Here is a 20,669-nt window from a genome sequence, read left to right as displayed (position 1 = left end):
CTCCGGCTAGTAGTTAGTAAAGTTTCTTAACATAGAACGCGCGGAGCCGAAAGAGTTCCGTGGATAAACTTGCGGCAACACAGGAGGATGGCGTGGGGCAAAACGGGCCGCAGGTGGGAACCCCGGCGAACATGCGGGCACTGAACCAGCGCCTGGTCCTGGACCGGCTGCGCGTGCACGGCGAGGCGACGCGGCCGCAGATCGCGGCGGAAACCGGGCTTTCGAAACCCACGGTGGGACAGGCGCTGCTCGACCTCGAGCAGCACGGACTGGTCCGGACCACTGGGCGCAGCCTGGCCGGGCCGGGCCGCGCGGCCGTCGTCTACCGGGCCGCGCCGGACGCCGGGCACGTCGTCGGCGTCGACATCGGGCGGCGCGCGATCCGGATCGCCGTGGCCGACCTGGAAGGCAGCATCGTCGCGCGCCTCGACGAGCCGAACCGGTGCCGCTCGGCGAGCGCTCTGGTGCGCACGGTGAGCGAGTCCGTCGACCGCGCGGCGGCTTCGGCCGGGCTGGCCCCGCACGACGTCGTCGCGACGGTGGTCGGCACCCCGGGCGTCCCCGACCCGGCGTCCGGCACGGTCCACCGCGCGCCGAACCTCCCGGGCTGGGAGCGGCGCGGGCTGCTGCACGAGCTCGTCGCGGCACTGGCCGGCGCGGGCTCGGACGTCGTGGTGGAGAACGACGCGAACCTGTGCGCGGTGGGCGAGCACGCCCTCGGGGCGGCGCTGGGTGTCGACGTGCTGGTGTGCCTGACGGTCGGCACGGGGATCGGCATGGGACTGCTGGTGGAGGGCCGCCTGTTCCGGGGCGCCCACGGCGCGGCGGGCGAGATCGCGGACCTGCCGTTCGGCCCGCTCCCGGCGGGAACGGGCCCACGGCGGCCGGGCCCGGTGGAGACGGCGGCCGCGGGCCAGGCGGTCGTCTCGGCGGCCCGGTCGCTGGGCTTGGCGGCGCGATCGGCGAAGGACGTGTTCCGGCTGGCCCGGGACGGCGACTCGCGGGCCCTCCGGGTGGTCGAGGAGGAAGCGGAGAAGCTGGCGTACGTGGTCGCGGCGGTCACCGCGGTACTCGACCCCCGGCTCATCGTGCTCGGCGGCGGGATCGGGGGCAACGCGGACTTGCTGGCCCCACCGATGCGGACGGCACTGGCCGCGACGGTGCCGGTGGTCCCGGAGATCGTGGCGGGCCAGCTGGGCGAGGACGCGGTCCTGGCGGGCGCCATCGCAACGGCCCTGGGGACGGCCCGGGAGCTGGTGTTCGACCGGCGCGGGTTGCGCCGGGTGGCGGGCGGAGCTTGATCCGCAGGACCGCGGAGCACCGGCTCAGCCGGCGCGGGTTGCGTGGCGCGGCTGGCGGGGGCTGGCCGGAAGGACCGCGCAGCACCCATCCCCAGCACGCCTTCAACTGACGCGAGGTGCGCCCGCACCGCCAGTGAGGCCTGCTCCCGAGGACCGCGCAGCACCTGTTCGACCGGCGCGGGTTGCGCCGGGTGGCGGGCGGGGCTTGATCCGAAAGACCGCGCAGCGCCATCCGCAGCACGTGCTCGACCACCGCGGTTGCACCCGCACCGCCAGCGAGGCCTGATCCGAAGGACCGCACACCACCGGCACCACCCAAGTGCACCGACCCCACCGCCGCGGCACGCGCCCCGGCTGCCGCCGGCGGGGGCTAGTCCGAAGGGCCGCGCAACGTCAGCACCACCCGCAGCACGTGCTCGACCGCTGCCGGGAACGGGGCCGCCCGCAGCTCGCCCCGCTCCGCCAGGTTCTCCGAAGCGAACTCCAGCACCCGCTCGGGCCCGCCCCGCCGCACCATGAGTGCCGCCAGGTCCTCGAGGTCCAGGTCCGGGTGGTCCAGGCGCGTCAAGGCGAACTCGATCATCAGCTCTTCCGACGTCATGTCCACCTCCTCCCGCCATTCTAGGCGCGTCGCCCGCCACTGTGACCCGTCTCGCCACTTTACTGTACCGTCCAGACGGTATAGTAAATCGCATGACGACCCTGACCCCGGCCATCGAGCCGTTGAGCCACCGGCGCCGCTGGGCGGCACTGGGCGTGCTCGTCGGTGCCGTGCTCCTGCTCGCCGTCGACGGGACCGTGCTCTACCTGGCCGTGCCGTCGCTCACGCGGGAGCTCGCGCCGACGGCCACCGAGATCCTCTGGATCGGCGACGTCTACTCGCTCGCGCTGGCCGGCCTGCTGGTCACCGCGGGCAACCTCGCCGACCGCTTCGGCCGCAAAAAGGTCCTGCTGCTCGGGACCGCCGCGTTCGGGCTGGCCTCCGCGCTGGCCGCCTTCTCCCCCACCGCCGGCGTGCTCATCGCCGCCCGGCTGCTGCTCGGGATCGCCGCCGCGACGATCATGCCGTCGATGCTCTCGCTCATCCGCGGCCTGTTCACCGACCCGCGCGAGCGCACCCGCGCCATCGCGATCTGGTCGGCCGGTTCCGGCGGCGGCATCGCGCTCGGCCCGCTCGTCGGCGGGGCGCTCCTGGAGCACTTCTGGTGGGGCTCGGTGTTCCTGATCAACGTGCCGATCGTCGCCGTCTTCCTGATCGCCGGCGCCGTGCTGCTGCCCGAGTCGAAGAACCCCCGGCCGGGACGCTTCGACCTGCTCTCCGCGGGCCTCTCGATGGCCGCGATCGTCCCGCTCGTCTACGCCGTGAAGCACGCCGTCGGCTCGGGCGTCGACGTTCAGGTGGCGCTCGCGGCCGGGATCGGCCTGGCCGCGGGGACGGCGTTCGTCCGGCGGCAGCGGCGGGTGGCCGATCCGCTGATCGACGTCGCGCTGTTCCGCAACCGCGCCTTCAGCGGGGCGGTCCTCGCGGACTTCGTCTCGGTCTTCGCGCTGACCGGGCTGCTGTTCTTCTTCTCCCAGTACCTGCAGCTCGTCCGCGGCTTCGGCCCGCTGGCGGCGGGGCTGGCGGAGATGCCGGCGACGCTGGCGTCGATCGTCGTCGTCGCCGCGGTGGGCGTGGTCGTCGCCCGGCTCGGCCGGGGCCGCGCGGTCGCGGCGGGCCTCGGCGTCGCCGCGCTCGGGCTGGCGCTGGTTTCCGTGGCGGAACGCGCGTCGCACTACGGCTGGCTCGCGCTGGCACTGCTGCCGGTCGGGCTCGGCGTCGGGCTGGCCTTGACGCTGACCGTCGACTCGGTGCTGTCCGCCGTGCCCCGGGACAAGGCCGGCTCGGCGTCGGCGATCTCGGAAACCGCGTACGAACTCGGCGCCGCGCTCGGCATCGCGCTCCTCGGCTCCTTGGTCACCGTGGTCTACCGCGCGTTCCTGCCCGAGGACGCCCCCGCGGCGGCCCGGGACTCCCTCGCCGGCGCGGTGGCCGTGCTCGACCCGGCGTCCGGGCCGGCGCAGGCCGCCCGCGAAGCCTTCACCGGCGCCATGCAGGTAACGTCCGTCGCGGCCGCCGCCGTCACCGCGATCGCGGCGGTGATCGCCTGGCGCACCATTCCGTCCGGAAAGGACTGAGCATGCCTCGCAAAGCCGGGCGGAGCCCGGAAGAAACGCGCCGGGCGCTGCTCGACGCCGCCGGGTCGGTCATCCGCACCCGGGGGATCTCGGCGTCCCTCGACGACATCGCCAAGGCGGCCGGGGTGTCGAAAGGCGGGCTGCTGTACCACTTCCCGGCCAAGGACGCCCTGGTGCGCGCGCTCGCGCAGGACATCCTGGACACCTACCGCGCCGAGGTGCAGGCGGCGCTCGACCCCGAGGACACCGCACCGGGGCGGCTGACCCGCGCGTACGTCCGGGCGTCGCTGGACACCTCCTACGACGAGATCGCCGTCCGCGAGAACATCGCGCTCGTCGCCCAGCTGATCTCGATCCCCGAGATCGCCGAGCTCGCCCGCGCGGACGCCGAGCGGTGGAACGGGGAACTGCGCGCGGACGGCCTGCCCGACCACGTGGTCACCCTGGTCGTCGCGGCGGCCGACGGCGCCAGCACCGCGCCGCTGTGGGGGGTCGGCCTCGAGGTGGCGGCCGCGCGGAAGCTGGAGCAGCAGCTCATCGCGCTGACGCTGGACGCCTGACCGCGGCGGCGCCCGGCCGCGAGCGCGTCCGCCGGTGTTTGTCAACCCGCAGTCAGTACTGGTAAATCACCATTCGCACCGCCCTACGGAAGTCGGCTCCGGATTGGGCAAACACCCGGTAAATTTTCGACAGCGCGCGCAAATCCGGCAAATCCCCGTCCCCCACGAGGAGTCTTCCGATGTCGAGGAAGTTCGCCCTGGCCGGCGCTGTCGCGCTCGCCCTGACCATGACCCCGCTCGCCGCGGGGACCGCGTCGGCCGCCACCGAGCAGGAAGCCGCGGTCACCACGGTGTACTACAGCACCGCCAGCGCACCGACGTTCCGCTCGGTGATCAACGCCGGTGCCGCCAACTGGAACCGCAGCGTGACCAACGTCAGACTGGTCGAGCGCAACTCCGGCGCGAGCCTGCGCTACACCGAGGGCAACGACCCCCGCGGCTCCTACGCCTCGACCAACGGGCACGGCAGCGGCACCATCTTCATCGACTACACCCAGGCCCGCCAGTACAACCCGACCCGCATCGCGGCCCACGAGACCGGCCACGCCCTCGGGCTGCCCGACCACTACTCGGGCCCGTGCTCGGAGCTGATGTCGGGTGGCGGCCCCGGCCCGTCCTGCACCAACGCGGTGCCGAACTCCGCCGAGCGCAGCCGCGTGAACTCGCTGTGGGCCAACGGCCTCGTGGCGACGAACGCGCAGGAGCGGGTCTACGAAACCGTGTACGGCTACTGAGTTCGCTGAAGGTGGCCCGGGCTCCGGTCCGGGCCACCTTCGTGCGCGGTGCCGAGTTCGACCGCGAAGCCGTCCGGCGCCAGCACGTCGTCCCGGGTGAGTTCGTGGACGCTCTTCTTGCCCAGCGCCAGCACGGTCGAGTCGATCCCGGTGCGCAGCACGTCGAGGACGTTCTCCACCCCGGCCTGCCCGCCGGCGGCCAGGCCCCACAGGTACGCGCGGCCGATCAGGACCGCCTTGGCCCCCAGCGCCAGCGCTTTCACCACGTCGCTGCCGCGGCGGATCCCGCCGTCCAGCAGGACTTCCACCTCCGAGCCGACGGCGTCCGCGATCGCGGGCAGCGCGCGGATCGTGGCCGGGGTGCCGTCGAGGTTGTTGCCACCGTGGTTGGACACCGAGAGCGCGCTGACGCCGGCGTCGACCGCGCGGCGGGCCTCGTCGACCCGGATCACGCCCTTGAGCAGGAACGGCCCGTCCCACTGCGCGCGCAGCCAGGCCACGTCCTCCCACGACGGCGGCGGCGTCTGCATCCACTGGCCGTACGCGCCGAAGAACGTCGGCGCCGCTTCGCCCGGTGACGCCATGTTCGGCACGCTCAAGTCGGGCAGCCGCCGCGTCTTGACGTAGTCCAGGAGCCAGCGCGGGCGGGTCAGGCCTTCCGGGGCGAAGCGCAGCAGTTCGCGCGGGGTCAGCCGCTCGGGGATGTGCGGGCTGCCCCAGTCGCGGCTGTGCGAGAACGACCAGTCGAGGGTGAGGATGATGCCGGCGGCCCCGGCGGCGCGGGCGCGCTCCAGCCGCCGCACGATGTCGTCGCGCGTACCGGTCCAGTAGACCTGGAAGTAGGTGTTCGGGTTCGCGGCGACCACCTCCTCGATCGGCTTGCTGCCGAAGGAGGACAGCCCGATCGACGTCCCGCGCGCGGCGGCCGCCCTGGCCACCGCGACCTCGCCGTCGGGGTGCACGGCCTGCACCCCGGTCGGGGAGATCAGCACCGGGAGGGCGATGTCGCGGCCGAGCACGTGTGTCGCCAGGTCTCGTTGCGCGTGGTGGCCCGCCGTCCGCGGTGCGAACCGCAGCTCGTCGAACGCGCCGAGGTTGTCGGCCAGGGTGAGGCCCTTCTCCGAGCCGGCGATCAGCGCGGAATAGACCGACGCGGGCAGCCGTTTCTTCGCGCGGCGCTGGGCCTCGGCGATGGATTCGAACCAGGTGGTCATCGGGTTCCCTTCGTGGTGAAGCGCACCGGGCGGCGGACGAGCGCCGGGCGCACCGGCTCGAGGGTGCGGTGGGCCAGGCAGCCGGCCCAGACGCCGCCGCCGTACGCGACGTCGTCCGCGATCGCGGCCGCGGTGTAGCGGACGGGATCGAGTCCGGGCCTGGTCTTCGCCCACGCGGTCAGCGGCGGGCCGAACAGCAGCGACGCCACGGCGGCGCGGCGCTGCCACCCCCGCGGGACCAGCAGGGCGGCCAGCAGCGGCGCCGCGAACTGGGTGCCGTAGCGGCCGCAGCCGAGCCACGTCTGGTGGACGGCGGTGGCCATCGCCCGGACGACGCCGTCGGCCGGGACGTCGTGGGCGCGCACGGTGCGGACCATGCCGGCCACCGCGCCGGCGAACCCGCCCGCGGCGAGCAGCGGCCGGCCGGCCAGCAGCGCGCCGACGGTCAAGGCGGGCCACGGGTGCAGCGCCAGTGGCGCGAGCGCGCCCGGGTGCCGCTTCGCCAGCGGCGCGGCGGAGGTGCCGTAGCGGGCGCGCCGGCCCAAGAGGGCGCGCCAGGTTTCGGGTTCGTGGTGGGCGACGGTGACGTCCGGGGCGTACCGGACCCGGAACCCGGCCGCGTGCAGCCGCCAGACCAGGTCGACGTCCTCGCCGACGCGCAGCGCGGGGTCGAAGGCGCCGATGCCGGTGATCGCGCTCCGGCGGACGACGAGCGCGGCGGTCGGCACGTACGACGTCCGGGTGCCGGGTGCGACCCGCGCCGGCCGGTCCCCGAGGTCGAGGCTGGAGGCGGCCCGCGTGTACCGGCCGGCGGCGGTGTCCGCGGCGAGGGCCCGCACGCGGGGCGCGACCGCGGCGACGAGCGGGTCGGCGAAGTGGGCGGCCAGCGGGTCCACCCAGCCGGGCGCGGGCACGCAGTCACTGTCCACAAAGGCCACCAGCTCGGTGGAAACGTGGTCCAGCGCGGTGTTCCGGGCGGCGCCGGGACCGCCGTTGACGTCCCGGCGCACGAGTTCCGCCCCGTGCGCCGCGGCCACCTCGGCGATGGCGGCGGGGTCGGCCGAGCCGTCGTCGACGACGAGGACGGGGTGGCGGTCCCCGAGCCCGGCGAGGCAGCGGGCCAGCGGCCCGGGCCGGCCGAGGACCGGGACGACGACGGTGAGGTCCGCGGGGTGGTCCGGCTCGGGCGGCAGCGGGTGGGCGAGCCCGGCGTCGGTGAGGTGCCGGGCGAGCGTGCCGGCGGCCGTGGCGGCGACCGGGGCGTCGGCGAGGTCCCGCAGCGCGGCCTGCCCGGCGGCCGTCAGCCGCACCACCCGGGCCGGGGAGCCGCCGAAGAGGAGGTCAGCGGTCAGCTGCTTGGTGTCGCGGTCGAGTGCGATGCGGAACCCCGCCGGCAACGGCGTCACAGGGCCAGCCCCCCGTCCACGGGCACGACGGCGCCGGTCACGGCCCCGCTGTCCGGCCCGGCGAGGAACGCCAGCACGGCGGCGACTTCGCCGGGGTCGAGCAGGCGGTGCACGGGTTGCTGCGCGGCGAAAGCGGTCGCGTCGGGGAGGTCGTAGAGCCGGGCGCTTTCGGCGAGGATGGGGGTGTCGGTGGAGCCCGGGCTGACGGCGTTGGCGGTCACGCCGGTCTCCCCCAGCTCGGCCCCGAGCGCCCGGACGAGCCCGGCCACCCCGGCTTTCGCGGCGCAGTAGGCGGCGAGCATGGGCAGCCCCCGGGTGGCGGCGGCCGAAGCGACGGCGAGGAACCGGCCCGACCGGGGCCGCGGCCGCCGCAGCAGCGCGGGCACGGCGGCGCGGGCGAGGTGGACGACCCCGTGGAGGTCGACCTCCAGCACGGCCCGTTCCTGGTCTTGCGGCACCTCCCAGAGCGGCACGCCCCCGGCGACGACCCCGGCCGCGGCGACGGCGACGTCGAGCCCGCCCCAGCGCTGTTCGGCTTCTTCGACGGCGGCTCGCATGGCCGCGGGGTCCCGGACGTCGGCGACGAAGGCGGCGGTTTTCCCGCCCGCCGTTTCGACGACGGCGGCGAGTTCGGCTTCGGTGCCCAGGGGGTAGGGCAGGGCGGGATCGTCGGCGGCGAGGTCGACGGCGAGGACAGCGTAGCCCTGCTGCGCCAGGCGAAGGACGGTGGCGGCCCCGATCCCCCGCGCGGCGCCGGTGACGAGCGCGACCCGGGCGGTCATCGCGGCCTCCGCGGGTGTCGCGCCTGAGTCATCGGCGGCTTGGGAGGTCGCGAATGAGTCATTCGAGACGTCCGCGGTCCCGAATGACTCATTCGAGACGCCGGCGGTCCCCCATGACTCATCCGCGACACCAGCAGTCCCCAATGACTCATTCGAGACGTCCGCGGTCCCCCATGACTCATCCGCGACACCAGCAGTCCCCAATGACTCATCCGCGACGCCAGTGGTCCCGAATGAGTCATTCGAGACCTCGCCCGCGGCCCCATCCCAGCCGCCCACGACCTCGCCCGAGCACACATCGCAGCCGCCCGGGCGCGTGTCGCGGGCGGTGCCGGGGCCGCGCCGGGCTCGCTCCGCGTCGTCATCCCCGTCCCCATCCGTCCACATGCGACACCAGGGCCGCCGTCAGCTCGCTCAGCAACTGCGCCCCCTCGGCGGCGGTCGCCGGAGCCGGGTCGCCGAGTACGCCGGTTGCCGTCACCGCGCGCACTCCGCCCTCCCGCAACAGCGGCAGCAGCTCGCCGATCGGGCGGCGGTCGCCCGCGACCGCGCGGTCCATCCGGACGCTGCGCGGGCGCATGGCCAGCTGCAGTGCCGTCTCCGCCCGGCCCGCGTGCGGCTCCCCCGGCCAGTGCGGCCGGAACACCGAGACGTCCCGCGACTCCGCACGCAGCCGGGCCGCCGCGCGGGTCACCGGGCCGGTGTTGCCGCCGTGCGCGGAGACGAACAGCAGCCGCCCGAACGTCTCCGCCGCCGAGCGGCCCAGTTCCACCAGCAAGACCTCCGTCGCCTCCTGGCCGATCGAAAGCGTCCCCGCGAACCCCGCGTGCTCGCCGCTCGAGCCGTACGGCACCGCCGGGGCCACCACGACGTCCGGGCGGGCTTCGGCGAGCCGGTCGCACAGCGCGAGGGCGATGTCGGTGTCCGTCGTCAGCGGCAGGTGCGGGCCGTGCTGCTCGGTCGCGCCGACCGGGACCGCCAGGATCGCGCCCGCCGCCGCGCGGGCGGCGGCGTCCGGCCAGGACAGGTCCGCGAGGCGCACCATCAGGCCAGCGGGTTCTCGTCGCAGGGGCGGCGCATCCCGATGGTGACCGGGACCGGGCGCCGCCGGTGGGAGTGGTCCAGCGACGGCTTCGGGACGCTGGTGACGCCCGCCAGCGCGAGTTCGCCGTGGCCGCGCACGCATTCCGGGTCCGGGCCGTCCAGCGGCAGGCCGGTGAAGAACTTCGCGGCCATGCAGCCGCCGCGGCAGGCGTCGAAGGCCGAGCACGACGTGCACGCGCCCGCGCTCTGCGGGCTGCGCAACGAGGTGAACAGCTCGGATTCCCGCCAGACGCGCGCGAAGCCGCCCTCGGACCGGGTGTTGCCGGCCAGGAAGGTGTCGTGGATGGCGAACGGGCAGGCGTAGACGTCGCCGACCGGGTCGACCAGGCACACCACCCGCCCGGCGCCGCACAGATTCAGGCCCGGCAGCCCGCCGCCGCCGTAGCCGGCCAGGTGGAAGAACGAGTCGCCGGTGAGGACGTTCTCGCCCTTCGCCACCAGCCAGTCGTACAGCGAACGCTGCTGGGCGGCGGTCGGGTGCAGCTCGTTCCAGGTGTCGGCGCCGCGGCCGGACGGGCGCAGCCGCGTGATCCGCAACTGGGCGCCGTAGCGGTCGGCGATCGCCTTGAACGCGTCGAGCTGGCTTACGTTGTGCCGGGTCATCACCACGGAGATCTTGAAGTTCTCGAAGCCCGCGTCGGCCAGGTTCCGCATGGCGCGGATCGCGGTGTCGTACGAGCCGGGGCCGCGGACGTGGTCGTTGACCTCGGCGGTGGCGCCGTCCAGGGAGATCTGGACGTCGACGTAGTCGCTCGCGGCCAGCCGGCGCGCCACCTCCGGGGTGATCTTGACGCCGTTGGTGGAGAACTTGACGCCGACGTGGTGCTCGGTCGCGTAGTCGACGAGCTCCCAGAAGTCCGGGCGGACGGTCGGCTCGCCGCCGCCGATGTTGACGTAGAAGACCTGCATGCGCTCGAACTCGTCGATCAGCGCCGTGCACTCCGCTGTGGACAGTTCGCGCGGGTCCCGCCGCCCGGAGGAGGAAAGGCAGTGCACGCAGGAAAGGTTGCAGGCGTAGGTGAGTTCCCAGGTGAGGCAGATGGGCGCGTCGAGCCCGTACTGGAATTCGTCCACAAGGGACATCAGGCACTCCTCGGCTGGATCATCCGCGATGCGGCCAGCGCGGCCAGCGCGGCGCGGTAGCTCGGCAGCTCGGGCGGGCCCACCCCGGCCCCGGCGCAGGCGGCGCGGGCGCTCGGGTGCGCGTCCAGGGAACGGACGACGGTCAGCAGGGCCGGGCTCTTCAGGAAGGACAGGCGGCGGGTGCCGAAGTGGTACAGCAGCGCCCCGAACCGTTCCGGCCGGATCGCGACCCGGCTGTCGAGCCGCCAGGCCGCGTCCAGGTCGAACGGCTCAGTAGACACCGCACATCCCGTCGATCGAGACCTCCTCGACCAGCAGGTCTTCGGCGACCGGGGTCTCCTCGACGGGCTCTTCGGCGATCTTGTCGGTCATCGTGACTCCTTCGGCACGGGGACTTCCTTTTCGGCACACTGTGACGAATATCGAGCAGAGTAATGTCACGCAGTGTCGGAAACAACCCCCGGAAAGGGAACGGCACCCGGATGACCCAGCGCACCCCCGCGGCCCGCCGCGGCAGGCCACCCGGCACGAGCGCCCGCGAACTGGAGGTCATCGCGCTGCGCCTGTTCACCGAGCGCGGCTTCCACGAGACGACGGTCGACGAGATCGCCGCGACCGCGGGCGTCAGCCGCCGCACGTTCTTCCGCTACTACGACGCCAAGTCCGACGTCCTGTGGAACGAGTTCGACGCCGAGGTCGGCGCGATCGCCAAGCACCTCGCCGCGGCGGACGCCGGCCTGCCGATCCTGGACGCGGTCCGCGAAGCGGTCATCGCGGCCAACCACTACCGCGCCGAGGACGTCCCGGAACTCCGGCTGCGGATGCACCTGCTCAGCTCGGTGCCGGAACTGGCGGCCAGCGCGACCCGCCACTACGACGCGTGGGAGCGAGCGGTCAGCGCGTACGTCGGCACGCGCACCGGCCAGCCGGCGGACGCGCTGTACCCGCTGGCGGTCGGCCGCGCGGTCCTGGCGACGTGCCGCGCGGCGTACGAGCGCTGGTCGGCTCGTGCGGACGCGGACTTGACGGTGTACTTGGACGCGGCGCTGCGGGCGCTGGCGAGCGGGTTCGCCGACCCGGGGGTCATCGAGCCCGGGATCTGACGGAGGGCCGGTGAAAAATCGGCCCGCCCCGATCCGGGTTCACGCGGTAACAGTTCGGCCGGGGCCGGCGACTTCGGTAGCAACCAGATTGCCCACTGATACTACCGCCCGTAACATATTCACTGCGATCTGCCAGATTCACGCAGGTCCGGCGTTGGTATCCCGAAGTGATCTGATCGGCCGACTGGATGCGGAGGGTGATCGCATGCATGCCTCGTTCAAGCAAGCAGCGACTTTGACCCCCGATCGGCGTAATGTGGGTAGCGGAAAGTGTTCTTCGATCACTTCTCCAGGCCGCTGTGGGATTCTCCGCGCAGAGGTCGTCCGACGCGAAGGGTTGACGCCATGAGCACAGACGCGGCGGCGCGCGAACGGGAAACCCCCGGCGGACGCGGCGAGCCGGTCATCGGCCAGTCCCCCAAGCGGAAAGTCGGCAACTCGGTCTACGTGTCCGTGCCCGGCCGGGTGCCGGTCATCAAGGCCAAGCGCGCCAAAAAGGACTGACCCGCGTCAGCTCGGGTGGATCGCGTACTGCGCGGCCTTGTCCAGGCTCTCGAGCAGCAGGTTCTTGTCCACCGAGTCCAGCTTGCTGATCAACGACAGATCCCCGGGCGGCACCGGCTCGCCGTTGGTCGTGATGACGAACGTCGAGTTGAGCGTGATGGCACCCACCGTCAAGACGTCGGCGGGGCCGGCGCCGATCATCCGGTCACTGCCGATCCCGGACATGAGGATGGGCATCGCGAAAATCCCCCGCCAGATCTGGGCGATCGGGGTCGGCGTGAGGTTCGTCGCCTGCACGATGCCCGTGAAGACCGCTTGCGCGGCGGCGAACTCCGTTTCCCGGCTGATTTTCACGTGGTGGCGCAGCGACCAGTCTTCGCGGTGCGCGTACACCGACGTCCCGACGAGGTTGAGGATGTAGCGGTGCCGCCGGTCTTCGAGCTCCCGGCTGCGCAGCCACAGGAACAGGCCGAAGTTCTCGCCCGCGCCGCCGAGCGGATGACCGTACCGCAGCGCGAGTTCCCGCAAGACGGGAAGCGGACCGTTCTCGATTTCGAGCGCCCGGTGCAACCGGGTCGTGAGTTCTTCGGCGGCTTGACCGGTGGGGATCTCCACGGTTTTCTCGCAGCCGACACCCGCATAGCAGTCGTCCAGCGCCCGGGTGAGCCGCCGGCGGTAGACGAGTGAGGCGTCGCTCTGCACGTCGGGCCGGTACCGCCGCGGTTCCACCACGGCGAGCGCGAGATCCGAGATGACCTGGTTCAGCTGCGAGTAGGACTTCAGGAAGATCGGCCTGAGGCCCAGTTTGTCCTCGAGGTAGCGAGCCGAGTTGATGGCGTAGCGAGCGGCCTCGGTCGTGGTGACCCCGTCGACGCCGGGCGGCACCACCAGGGAGAAGCGCGGCGGCCTCTCCTCTGCGGTCGCGTAGAGCGGGCCGACGAGGTTCGGGTCCGACATGCCCAGCCCGATGAAGATCGTGCAGGCACCCTCGAGCGCGTTCGAGATGACTTCCCGCACCTGCGCACCGTACTTCAGGAACTGGGACTCGGTGAGGACGATCGGCTCGCCGGGGTCGCCCTGCTGGCGGACCAGGCCGTGCAAGTGCATCACGCCGATCCGGCGGAGGAATCGATCCCAGTCCGTCCACGCGGAACTGCCGCCCAGTTCGAGCGAGAACGACTTCACCTCGTCTTCGGCGAAGTACGCGCTCAATGCCGCTTCGAGGATCTCGTCGAAGTTCGTCGTCAGCAGCCGGGCCCGCTTGCGGGCGTACTTCCGGTTCGCGCAGACCAGCCGCGCGATCGACTCCGCCAGCACTCCCGGCGTGACGTGCGAATCGGAATAGAGCGCCCGCCGGATGAACTCGTGGTCTTCGAGATCACCACCGCCGTCTTTCAAGATCTGCAGGACGATCTCGGCTTTCCGCATCAGATCGGAACTGTCGCGCAACGCGATCATCTTCGTGCTCGAGTTCTCGATCTCGTTCGTCATCCGGTCGATGAGTTCCCGCCAAGACGGCAGGCTGGAGTTCATCGACACCCCGGCACCGACGACGACGGTCAGCGGCTTCTTGCGCGCCCGGACGGTTTCGAACAGTTCTCCCAGGTACGGTTGCGTGTCGAAGCAGAAGATGTCGCCCCGGTCGAACAGGTCGGGGTCGAGCATTCTCGACGGGGAACCTTCGTCCATGCGCAACCTCGGTGCGTCGTGCGTTTTGTTTCCCGGATATCGCCTCCGCTAGTCGTGCAACGCACTGGGCCTGTTACAGGATCCCGTCACCCACGATTTGTCACCTATTTGTCCGGGAACGAGGAGTTTCCGCCACCGGCTCGGCCAGCTCCCACCCGCCGCGGCGGCGCAGCACCAGTGCGTAGTACCCCACCGCCAGCACCACGATCCCCGCCGTCACCAGGAGGCTCGGCCGGCCGACCGCCGGGTCCAGGACGTTCTGGTACACCACGAACACCAGCACCGCCAAGGCCAGCACCGGCGCGACCGGGAACCACGGCATGCGGTACCGCGCGTGGGCCGTCGAACCCGTGCGGCGGCCGATGATCGCGCCCAGGCAGAGGGCCGCGTAGACCGCCACGATCGACGTGCTCGTCACCACCAGGAGCAGCTGCGGGTCCACGAAACACAGCGCCGCGGCCACGATTCCGGTGCCGGCCGTCGCCACCCACGGGGTGCCGAAGCGGGGGTGGACCGCCGCCAGGGCCCGGTTCACCGCGCCGGGCCAGGCGCGGTCGCGGCCGCTGCTGAAGACCAGGCGGGAGCTGATCAGGACGATCGCCAGGACCGCGTTCACGATCGCCAGCGCCACCGCCAGGCTGAGCACCGTGTCGAGCGTGCTGCCGCCGCGGGCGCTGATGAACGCCGACAGCATGTTCTCCGAGCCGAACAGCGCGCCGAGGTCGGGCGCGCCCAGCAGGACCGCCGTGACCGGGACCAGCTCGGCGACCACCGTGATCGCCAGCGCCAGGAGGATCGCGCGGGCGATGCCGCGGGAGGCGTCCTGGGTCTCCTCGCCGAAGTACACCGCCGAGCCGTAGCCGTTGTAGGCGAACATCGCCACCGACGTCGCGATCGCGATGGCGCCGATCGTCGCCGGGCCGCCGTCGGCCGCCACCGGGTGGGCGAGCAGGTCGGTGAACGGGCGGGCCGGGTGGAGCAGGCCGAGCGCGGCGACCACCACCAGCGCGAGGATCTCGATGGCCAGGAAGACGCCGGTCACCCACGCGTTCAGCTTGATGTCGAACACCCCGACGACGGCGGCCAGCACGCACGTCACGGCCGCGACCGCCGGCCCGGGCAGGCCGGGGAACAGCACCCCCAGGTACGTCCCGACGCCGAGCGCGATCACCGCGACGATCAGCACCTGCGTGACGATCATCAGCCCCAGCACGGCGAAGCCGGGCAGCCGGCCCAGCGTGCGGGCCACGATCGCGTATTCGCCGCCGGCCACGGGGAACGCCGACGCGAGCTCGGCGTAGACGAACGCCATGAACACGCCGACCACCGCCGCGGCCGCGAAGCTGAAGAACGCGCCGGTCCCGGCGCCGGTGAGCACCCCCGGCGCGATGATGAACACCGACGACGCGGGGCTGATCGCCGAGAGCGTGATGAGCAGGGTGCCGAGGGTGCGCAGGCCGCGGCGCAGGGCGGGGGTGGTCACGAGCGGGCCTCCAGTTCTCTGAAGCTCCTTCGAAAAACCGAGTGACCACGCATCAAAGGCGTTCGAAGCCAGCTCGTCAAGCCCTTGCTTTTTTCAAAGATCGTTCGAACAATGAGGCGCATGGCACGACCGAGCAGGGCCCCCGAACGGCGGGCCGAGCTGATCGCGGTGGCGCGCCGCGCCGTCGTCGAGCGCGGGGTCCTCAACCTGCGGCTGCGGGACATCGCCGACGGCGCGGGCCTCTCCTCGGGCTCGGTGCTCTACTACTTCCCCACCCTGACCGACCTCCTGCGGGAGGTGCAGCAGGAAGCCGTCGAGCGCTTCTGCACCCAGCGGGAGGACGCCGCCCGGAGCGGGACGCCGCGGGAACGGCTGCTCGCCACGATCCGCAGCGGCCTGCCCAGCGGGCCGTCCGACGAGCTGTGCGTGCTGCTCTACGAACTCGGCACGATCGCCCGCCGAGACCCCGCCTACGCCGCCCGGCACGTCGCGCTGTTCGAGCGGCAGGTGCGGATCTACACCGGCATCCTCGAAGCCGGGGCGGCGACCGGCGAATTCGCACTGACCGCCGAACCGGTCGCGATCGCGCGCAACCTCGTCGCGCTCGAGGACGGCTACGGCCTGCACCTCACCCAGGCCGTGCCCACCGTGGACCGGGCCACCGCCGAAGCGATGCTGCTTTCCTTCGCCCGCATCGCGACCACCCGCAGCCTGGAGGACCCGTCATGACCCGCGCCCGCGACCTGGGCATCCCGCTGCCCGGACGGCCCGGCACGCACAACGCGCTCACCGACGTCCCGGGCGTCGAAGTCGGCTACACGACGCTCGTCGAAGGCGACTCGGTGCGCACCGGCGTCACCGCGATCCTCCCCCGCGGCCGCGCGGACTTCCCGGTGCCGTGCGCGGCCGGGACGTTTTCCTTGAACGGCAACGGCGAAATGACCGGCACCGCCTGGCTCGCCGAGACCGGTTCGCTGGCCCTGCCGGTGCTGATCACCAACACCCACGCCGTCGGGCCGTGCCACCGCGGCGTGATCGACTGGGTGGTGCGCGAGCGGCCCGACGTCGCGGCGGAGTGGCTGCTGCCGGTCGTCGCCGAGACCTGGGACGGCTACCTCAACGACATCAACGCCCCGGCGATCCACAGTGGACACGCGATCGCGGCCCTCGACGCCGCCCGCGGCGGCGCGCTCGACGAGGGTTCCGTCGGCGGCGGCACGGGGATGACGTGCTACGGCTTCAAGGGCGGCACCGGCACGGCGTCCCGGCTCGTCGAGTACGGCTCCGACGAGTACACCGTGGGCGTGCTGGCGCAGGCGAACTTCGGCAGCCGCCGCGAGCTGACGGTCGCCGGGGAGGCCGTGGGCCCGCTCCTGGCGGCGGACGACCCGATGGCCGAGTGGGCCCCGGCGCCGCCCGGCGCGGGTTCGGTGATCGTCGTCGTCGGCACGGACGCGCCCCTGCTGCCGGGGCAGTGCACGGCGCTGGCCCGCCGCGTCCCCCTCGGCCTGGCCCGCACCGGCACGACCGGCTCGCACTTCTCGGGCGACCTGTTCCTCGCCTTCAGCACGGCGAACCCCGGCGCGCTGACGAGCGCCTTCCCGCGCACCACCGAGGCCGAGTACGAGCACCTCCGGTTCGTGCCGTGGGGCCGGATCGACCCGTTCTTCGAAGCGGTCGTGCAGGCGGTCGAGGAGGCCGTGCTCAACGCGCTGGTGGCCAACCGGGAGATGACCGGCCACCGCGGGCACCGGGTTCCCGCGCTGCCGGCCGCGCACTGGAGGGGTCCCTGACGGGGTCGTTCCGATGTCCGCGCTCTCCTCCTAACCGCGGTCCCCACCGCCACGGCCGACACGCCGCTCCGGCTGCCCGCGCGCAAGGGTGCTGAGCGCTTTCTTCGGCAGTCGGCTCCCGTGCGCCGTCGCCGGGGTCAGGTGAGCTGCAGGTAGTCGAGTTCGGCGTACCCGGTGCCGCCGGCGAAGAACGGGGACCCCTTGGCCAGCCGGATCACGTTGTGGCCCGCGCGCAGGTTCACCGACGTCGAGACCGTGCCGAACCGGCCCCAGCCGGCGGTCGGCGGGTAGCTCACCGTCGACCAGGCACCGCCGTTGTACGCCAGGCCCTGGGTCGAGTTCGTGCCGGTGCCGTTCGCGTAGCCGATGGTCATCGTGTACGCGCGCGCACTCGGCACGTTGACGACGAAGTCGACGTAGCTGTCGTTGCGCGGGTCACCGGAATTGTCGATGCGGCCGACGTAACCGCCGTTGGATGCCGTGGTACTCGACAGCCGCTGCGCGCGGAAGACCGACGCGTTCTCCGCTTCGTACCGCTGCTGGTAGGCAGGCACCCCGCCGGCCGGTTCCACCACCAGGTGGTACGCGCTCGTGGCGGACATGTTCGGCACCGGCACCGTGATCTGTCCATTCGAGACGGTGTAGGTCGACGTCGAGAGCACGGTCGGCGCGGCCACCGCGGTGAACCGGCCCGAGGACGGCGTCGACTCCAAGGTGACGCGGACCGTGCCACTGAGTCCGCCGACCTGTACCGAGTTGCTGCCCGACTCGTCGCCGAAGACGACGTCGACGCGCTTGCGGGTCGGGTCGTAGGAAGCGAAGCCGTCCAAACCGGACTGCGCGGGCGGGGTCGTGGTCACCATCGAGCCCGCCATGTCGCCGTACCACTTGTACAGCCACCACGTCCCGGTCGGCTGGCTGTTGTTCACGACCAGCCCGTTCACGGTCCCGTACTCGTACCAGAACGCCCGGTCGGCGCCCGCCACCCCGGCGCGTTCCAGCTTCGACACGTAGTTCGCCACGCGCCCGGGCACGTCGACCTCGTCGGTCCAGGCGTACTCGTTGATGAAGATCGGCCGCGCGCCGATGCCGAGCGACGCCTCCAGGGCGCGGTAGGCCGCGACGTCCGCGGCGATGGCACCGCTGCTGTGGCCCAGTTCGTGCCAGACGACGACGTCCGGCACGGTGTTCGTGCTCTTCGCGGCGGCCAGGAACGCCCGCATCCGGTCGGTGTTCCAGCTCGCGTAGCCGGGGCCGGCGACCGGGGTGACGGTGTCGCGGGTCCGGATCCGCTGGACCGTCCGCGCCCACCCGGCGTTGAAGTCACCCGCGGCGGCGGTGTTCCAGGTGCCGTCGGGCTCGTTCCAGATCTCCCACGCGGCCACGTTGCTCACCGACGTCGCCGCCAGCCGCTTCGAGACCATCGTGTCCACTTTGGCCAGCCAGTCGTCCCAGCTCACCCACTGGTAGGGGAAATTCGGGTAGATGTCCGGCAGCCGGATCACCTGGGCGGCGCCGACGCGGTCGGCCTGGGGCGCGATCTTCAGCGCGTCCCCGCCGGGCGGCTGGCCGTTGGGCTTCTGCCCGACACCCGGCGGCGGCTGGGTGAGGGTGTTCAGCTTGAGCGGCAGCAACGTCGAGTCGGCCGGACGGTCGTTTTCGGCCAGGGCGTACAGGCCACCCGCGGCGGCGTGCGTGACCGGCCGGAACGGCGCCGCGGCGTCGACCACGAGGGTGTGCCCCGCGGCGTGCGCCGGGGCCACCGCGAGGGCGGCCAGGACGACGACCGCCGCGGCGAGCACGGGAGTGCGTTTCATCGGGGAACCTCGATCCTTGACGGGGTCACCGGGCGACCGGGAGCCAGACCCGCATCGGGCCGGGTTCCCGGTTGCCCCACAGGAAATACGGGATGGCGGTCAGCTCGATCGGTTCGCCGGGCGCCGCCTCGGCCCCGGTGGGGTACAGCTCGTCCGATGCCGGGACCTCGACCCGCCCTCGCGCCGCGAGGGTCACCGGCACGTCCGGCAGCCGCCCGGCGGACAGCGGCGCGGAGACGTCGAGCCGGACGTCCTCCAGCGTCACCCCGGCCGGCAGGTCGGCCTGCTCGAGGCAGTAGACGAGCGGCCCACGCGTCACGGCGACGCAGCCGCGCACGGCGTCGATCCGGGGGTGCGGCCGGACGAGCCGGGCGCCCATCGGCAGGTCGAGGACCACCGTGGCCCCCGCCGACCAGTCCCGCCGCACCGCGGTGTAGCCGTCGCGGACCACGGCGGGCACGCCGTCGATCAGTGCCCCGTCCGCCCAGCCCGGGACGCGCAGGCTCAGCGTGAGCGCGGCGTCCGTGGTGACGGTGACCTCGACCCGGCCGTCCCACGGGTACCCGGTGCGGGTGCCGACCCGGACGTCCACACCGTCCACAGTGGTCCGGAGCACGCCGTCGGCGTAGAGGTGCAGCTGGAGGCCGCCGGGGTCGGTGGTGGCGACGTAGCCGGACAGCGACGCGACCAGCCGGGCGAGGTTCGGCGGGCAGCAGGCGCACGAGTACCACGGCAGGCGCCGCGAAGGCGCGTCCTCGTGCGAGCCGTCGTGGCCGGTTCGCAGGTGCAGCGGGTTGGCGTAGAAGAAGTGCGTGCCGTCGAGCGCGGTCGACCCCGCGATCGCGTTGTACAGCACGCGGTCCATCTCGTCGGCGTACTTCCCCTCGCCGGTGGCCAGCAGCAGCCGCCAGTTCCAGTGGAAGCTCGCGATCGCCGCGCACGTCTCGCCGTACGCGCGGTCCGCCGGCAGCTCGTACGGGTCGCCGAACGCCTCGTCGCGGTGGCGGGAACCCTGGGCACCGGTGAGGTAGGTCTTGGCGCCGAACGCGTCGGCCCAGAGCCGCCGGGCGGCGTCGAGCAGCTCGTCGTCGCGGGTCTCGACGGCGACGTCCACGACCCCGGCGAGCAGGTAGAGCTGGCGCACGACGTGCCCGGCGACCTCGCCCGCCGTCCGGACGGGCTCGTGGTCCTGCAGGTACCGCGAGCCGAACCGGTCGCCGTCGAGCAGCCCGTGGCCGCGCAGGTCGAGGAAGCGTTTCGCGAGGTCGAGGTACGGCCGGTGCCCGGTCACCCGGTACAGCTCGACCAGCGCCGTCTCGATCTCCGGGTGCCCGTCGATGTCGTCGACCCGGGAGAACCGCTCCACGATGAGGTCGGCGAACCGGCGGGCGACGGTGACCAGCTGCGCGCCCACCCCGGCCCGCGCGGCGGCGACGGCGGCCTGGATCAGGTGGCCCGCGCAGTACAGCTCGTGGCTCCAGTGCAGCTCCCGCCACCGCAGCCCGGGCTTGACGACGGTGAAATAGGAGTTCAGGTAGCCGTCGTCCCCCTGCGCCTTGGCCACCAGCGCGGCGGTGGTGTCGAGGAACGCGCGCAGCTCGGCGTCGTCCGGGTTCCGCCCCAGCTGCCAGGCCGCGGCTTCCAGCGTCTTGTAGACGTCGGTGTCGGCGAACCACATGTTCCGGTACTCGCCGTCGGCTTCGCCGGTGACGCGCCGGAAGTTGTCGAGCGCGCCCGCGGCCTCGAGCTGCTCGACGCAGTGCGGCAGGCTCCGCGCGGCGTTGCGCTCCTGCCAGTCGCCGAGCAGGCTGCCGGGCGAAAAGGTGGCGGCGCCGAGGAAGAGCGGCGCCACGGTGGCCGTCGCGGCGGACGTGGGGTGGACGGGCCCGAGGATGCGTTCGGTCATCGAGTGCTCCTG

At 72.7% G+C, this 20,669-nt stretch carries 20 protein-coding genes; 8 read left to right on the top strand and 12 right to left on the bottom strand.

What is annotated here, in order from left to right; genetic code table 11:
* Positions 1 to 131: 131 nt before the first annotated feature.
* Positions 132 to 1,301, top strand: a complete 1,170-nt coding sequence (locus AB5J73_RS30955) for an ROK family protein (protein WP_370973397.1) — start codon at positions 132 to 134, stop codon at positions 1,299 to 1,301.
* Between the two features lie 370 nt (positions 1,302 to 1,671).
* Here AB5J73_RS30955 and AB5J73_RS30950 read toward each other — a convergent pair whose 3' ends face one another.
* Positions 1,672 to 1,902: a hypothetical protein gene (locus AB5J73_RS30950; protein ID WP_370962200.1), complete on the bottom strand. Its 231-nt coding sequence runs from the start codon at positions 1,900 to 1,902 to the stop codon at positions 1,672 to 1,674.
* A 92-nt stretch (positions 1,903 to 1,994) separates the two neighbouring features.
* Here AB5J73_RS30950 and AB5J73_RS30945 point away from each other — a divergent pair, with 92 nt between their 5' ends.
* The 3 genes from AB5J73_RS30945 (at position 1,995) to AB5J73_RS30935 (ending at position 4,773) form a co-directional block, all read left to right on the top strand.
* On the top strand, positions 1,995 to 3,479 hold the full coding sequence (locus tag AB5J73_RS30945; RefSeq protein ID WP_370962199.1) for an MFS transporter: 1,485 nt from the start codon (positions 1,995 to 1,997) through the stop codon (positions 3,477 to 3,479).
* 2 nt (positions 3,480 to 3,481) lie between these two features.
* A complete protein-coding gene (locus AB5J73_RS30940) occupies positions 3,482 to 4,039 on the top strand; it encodes a TetR/AcrR family transcriptional regulator (RefSeq protein WP_370962198.1) in 558 nt (185 codons plus the stop codon).
* Positions 4,040 to 4,218: 179 nt separating this feature from the next.
* Complete coding sequence (locus AB5J73_RS30935) at positions 4,219 to 4,773, top strand: snapalysin family zinc-dependent metalloprotease (protein WP_370962197.1); 555 nt, start codon at positions 4,219 to 4,221, stop codon at positions 4,771 to 4,773.
* On the opposite strand, the gene mftD is transcribed toward AB5J73_RS30935, so the two are convergent.
* From mftD to mftA, 7 genes are all read right to left on the bottom strand, one after another.
* Positions 4,767 to 5,987, bottom strand: a complete 1,221-nt coding sequence (mftD, locus tag AB5J73_RS30930) for a pre-mycofactocin synthase MftD (protein ID WP_370962196.1) — start codon at positions 5,985 to 5,987, stop codon at positions 4,767 to 4,769. The genes AB5J73_RS30935 and mftD overlap by 7 nt on opposite strands.
* A complete protein-coding gene (gene mftF, locus AB5J73_RS30925) occupies positions 5,984 to 7,393 on the bottom strand; it encodes a mycofactocin biosynthesis glycosyltransferase MftF (protein WP_370962195.1) in 1,410 nt (469 codons plus the stop codon). Before mftF ends, mftD begins: the two co-directional genes overlap by 4 nt.
* Positions 7,390 to 8,175 carry a mycofactocin-coupled SDR family oxidoreductase gene (locus AB5J73_RS30920; protein ID WP_370962194.1) on the bottom strand — a complete coding sequence of 262 codons (786 nt, stop codon included), beginning with the start codon at positions 8,173 to 8,175 and terminating at the stop codon, positions 7,390 to 7,392. Before AB5J73_RS30920 ends, mftF begins: the two co-directional genes overlap by 4 nt.
* A 361-nt stretch (positions 8,176 to 8,536) precedes the next feature.
* A complete protein-coding gene (gene mftE, locus AB5J73_RS30915) occupies positions 8,537 to 9,220 on the bottom strand; it encodes a mycofactocin biosynthesis peptidyl-dipeptidase MftE (RefSeq protein ID WP_370962193.1) in 684 nt (227 codons plus the stop codon).
* Positions 9,220 to 10,362, bottom strand: coding sequence for a mycofactocin radical SAM maturase (gene mftC / locus AB5J73_RS30910; protein ID WP_370962192.1), 1,143 nt, complete (start codon positions 10,360 to 10,362; stop codon positions 9,220 to 9,222). Before mftC ends, mftE begins: the two co-directional genes overlap by 1 nt.
* A complete protein-coding gene (mftB, locus tag AB5J73_RS30905; protein ID WP_370962191.1) occupies positions 10,362 to 10,643 on the bottom strand; it encodes a mycofactocin biosynthesis chaperone MftB in 282 nt (93 codons plus the stop codon). Before mftB ends, mftC begins: the two co-directional genes overlap by 1 nt.
* Positions 10,633 to 10,734: a mycofactocin precursor MftA gene (gene mftA / locus AB5J73_RS30900; protein WP_370962190.1), complete on the bottom strand. Its 102-nt coding sequence runs from the start codon at positions 10,732 to 10,734 to the stop codon at positions 10,633 to 10,635. The genes mftB and mftA overlap by 11 nt, the downstream gene beginning before the upstream one ends.
* Positions 10,735 to 10,844: 110 nt before the next feature.
* Here mftA and mftR point away from each other — a divergent pair, with 110 nt between their 5' ends.
* Positions 10,845 to 11,465, top strand: a complete 621-nt coding sequence (mftR, locus tag AB5J73_RS30895; protein WP_370962189.1) for a mycofactocin system transcriptional regulator — start codon at positions 10,845 to 10,847, stop codon at positions 11,463 to 11,465.
* Positions 11,466 to 11,810: 345 nt separating this feature from the next.
* Positions 11,811 to 11,969, top strand: a complete 159-nt coding sequence (locus tag AB5J73_RS30890; protein ID WP_370962188.1) for a hypothetical protein — start codon at positions 11,811 to 11,813, stop codon at positions 11,967 to 11,969.
* A gap of 6 nt (positions 11,970 to 11,975) precedes the next feature.
* Here AB5J73_RS30890 and AB5J73_RS30885 read toward each other — a convergent pair whose 3' ends face one another.
* Positions 11,976 to 13,658: an SIR2 family protein gene (locus AB5J73_RS30885; RefSeq protein WP_370962187.1), complete on the bottom strand. Its 1,683-nt coding sequence runs from the start codon at positions 13,656 to 13,658 to the stop codon at positions 11,976 to 11,978.
* A 100-nt stretch (positions 13,659 to 13,758) separates the two neighbouring features.
* Positions 13,759 to 15,141, bottom strand: coding sequence for an APC family permease (locus AB5J73_RS30880; protein ID WP_370962186.1), 1,383 nt, complete (start codon positions 15,139 to 15,141; stop codon positions 13,759 to 13,761).
* 120 nt (positions 15,142 to 15,261) lie between these two features.
* On the opposite strand from AB5J73_RS30880, the gene AB5J73_RS30875 reads away from it, so the two are divergent.
* The gene (locus AB5J73_RS30875) at positions 15,262 to 15,870 is read left to right on the top strand and encodes a TetR/AcrR family transcriptional regulator (protein ID WP_370962185.1); all 609 of its coding nucleotides are present in this window, start codon (positions 15,262 to 15,264) and stop codon (positions 15,868 to 15,870) included.
* Positions 15,867 to 16,934 (top strand): P1 family peptidase, encoded by a 1,068-nt coding sequence (locus AB5J73_RS30870; RefSeq protein WP_370962184.1) that lies wholly within the window; start codon positions 15,867 to 15,869, stop codon positions 16,932 to 16,934. The genes AB5J73_RS30875 and AB5J73_RS30870 overlap by 4 nt, the downstream gene beginning before the upstream one ends.
* A 137-nt stretch (positions 16,935 to 17,071) precedes the next feature.
* Here the strand turns inward: AB5J73_RS30870 and AB5J73_RS30865 are convergent, their stop codons facing one another.
* Both AB5J73_RS30865 and AB5J73_RS30860 read right to left on the bottom strand, forming a co-directional pair.
* Entirely contained in the window at positions 17,072 to 18,751 is a 1,680-nt protein-coding gene (locus AB5J73_RS30865) for a carbohydrate-binding protein (protein WP_370962183.1), read from the bottom strand.
* A 25-nt stretch (positions 18,752 to 18,776) separates the two neighbouring features.
* Positions 18,777 to 20,657 (bottom strand): glycoside hydrolase family 127 protein, encoded by a 1,881-nt coding sequence (locus tag AB5J73_RS30860; RefSeq protein WP_370962182.1) that lies wholly within the window; start codon positions 20,655 to 20,657, stop codon positions 18,777 to 18,779.
* Positions 20,658 to 20,669 lie beyond the last annotated feature (12 nt).

Origin of the sequence: Amycolatopsis sp. cg9, from assembly GCF_041346945.1 — a bacterium.
GTDB lineage: Bacteria > Actinomycetota > Actinomycetes > Mycobacteriales > Pseudonocardiaceae > Amycolatopsis.
This window is presented reverse-complemented; position numbering and strand designations above follow the sequence as displayed.

Bases quoted from the DNA above. Each gene is read 5' to 3' on its own strand.
- AB5J73_RS30955 (WP_370973397.1), top strand. From the start codon at position 132: ATGCGGGCACTGAACCAGCGCCTGGTCCTGGACCGGCTGCGCGTGCAC.
- AB5J73_RS30950 (WP_370962200.1), bottom strand. From the start codon at position 1,902: ATGACGTCGGAAGAGCTGATGATCGAGTTCGCCTTGACGCGCCTGGAC.
- AB5J73_RS30945 (WP_370962199.1), top strand. From the start codon at position 1,995: ATGACGACCCTGACCCCGGCCATCGAGCCGTTGAGCCACCGGCGCCGC.
- AB5J73_RS30940 (WP_370962198.1), top strand. From the start codon at position 3,482: ATGCCTCGCAAAGCCGGGCGGAGCCCGGAAGAAACGCGCCGGGCGCTG.
- AB5J73_RS30935 (WP_370962197.1), top strand. From the start codon at position 4,219: ATGTCGAGGAAGTTCGCCCTGGCCGGCGCTGTCGCGCTCGCCCTGACC.
- mftD (WP_370962196.1), bottom strand. From the start codon at position 5,987: ATGACCACCTGGTTCGAATCCATCGCCGAGGCCCAGCGCCGCGCGAAG.
- AB5J73_RS30920 (WP_370962194.1), bottom strand. From the start codon at position 8,175: ATGACCGCCCGGGTCGCGCTCGTCACCGGCGCCGCGCGGGGGATCGGG.
- mftE (WP_370962193.1), bottom strand. From the start codon at position 9,220: ATGGTGCGCCTCGCGGACCTGTCCTGGCCGGACGCCGCCGCCCGCGCG.
- mftC (WP_370962192.1), bottom strand. From the start codon at position 10,362: ATGTCCCTTGTGGACGAATTCCAGTACGGGCTCGACGCGCCCATCTGC.
- mftA (WP_370962190.1), bottom strand. From the start codon at position 10,734: ATGACCGACAAGATCGCCGAAGAGCCCGTCGAGGAGACCCCGGTCGCC.
- mftR (WP_370962189.1), top strand. From the start codon at position 10,845: ATGACCCAGCGCACCCCCGCGGCCCGCCGCGGCAGGCCACCCGGCACG.
- AB5J73_RS30890 (WP_370962188.1), top strand. From the start codon at position 11,811: ATGAGCACAGACGCGGCGGCGCGCGAACGGGAAACCCCCGGCGGACGC.
- AB5J73_RS30885 (WP_370962187.1), bottom strand. From the start codon at position 13,658: ATGGACGAAGGTTCCCCGTCGAGAATGCTCGACCCCGACCTGTTCGAC.
- AB5J73_RS30875 (WP_370962185.1), top strand. From the start codon at position 15,262: ATGGCACGACCGAGCAGGGCCCCCGAACGGCGGGCCGAGCTGATCGCG.
- AB5J73_RS30870 (WP_370962184.1), top strand. From the start codon at position 15,867: ATGACCCGCGCCCGCGACCTGGGCATCCCGCTGCCCGGACGGCCCGGC.
- AB5J73_RS30865 (WP_370962183.1), bottom strand. From the start codon at position 18,751: ATGAAACGCACTCCCGTGCTCGCCGCGGCGGTCGTCGTCCTGGCCGCC.
- AB5J73_RS30860 (WP_370962182.1), bottom strand. From the start codon at position 20,657: ATGACCGAACGCATCCTCGGGCCCGTCCACCCCACGTCCGCCGCGACG.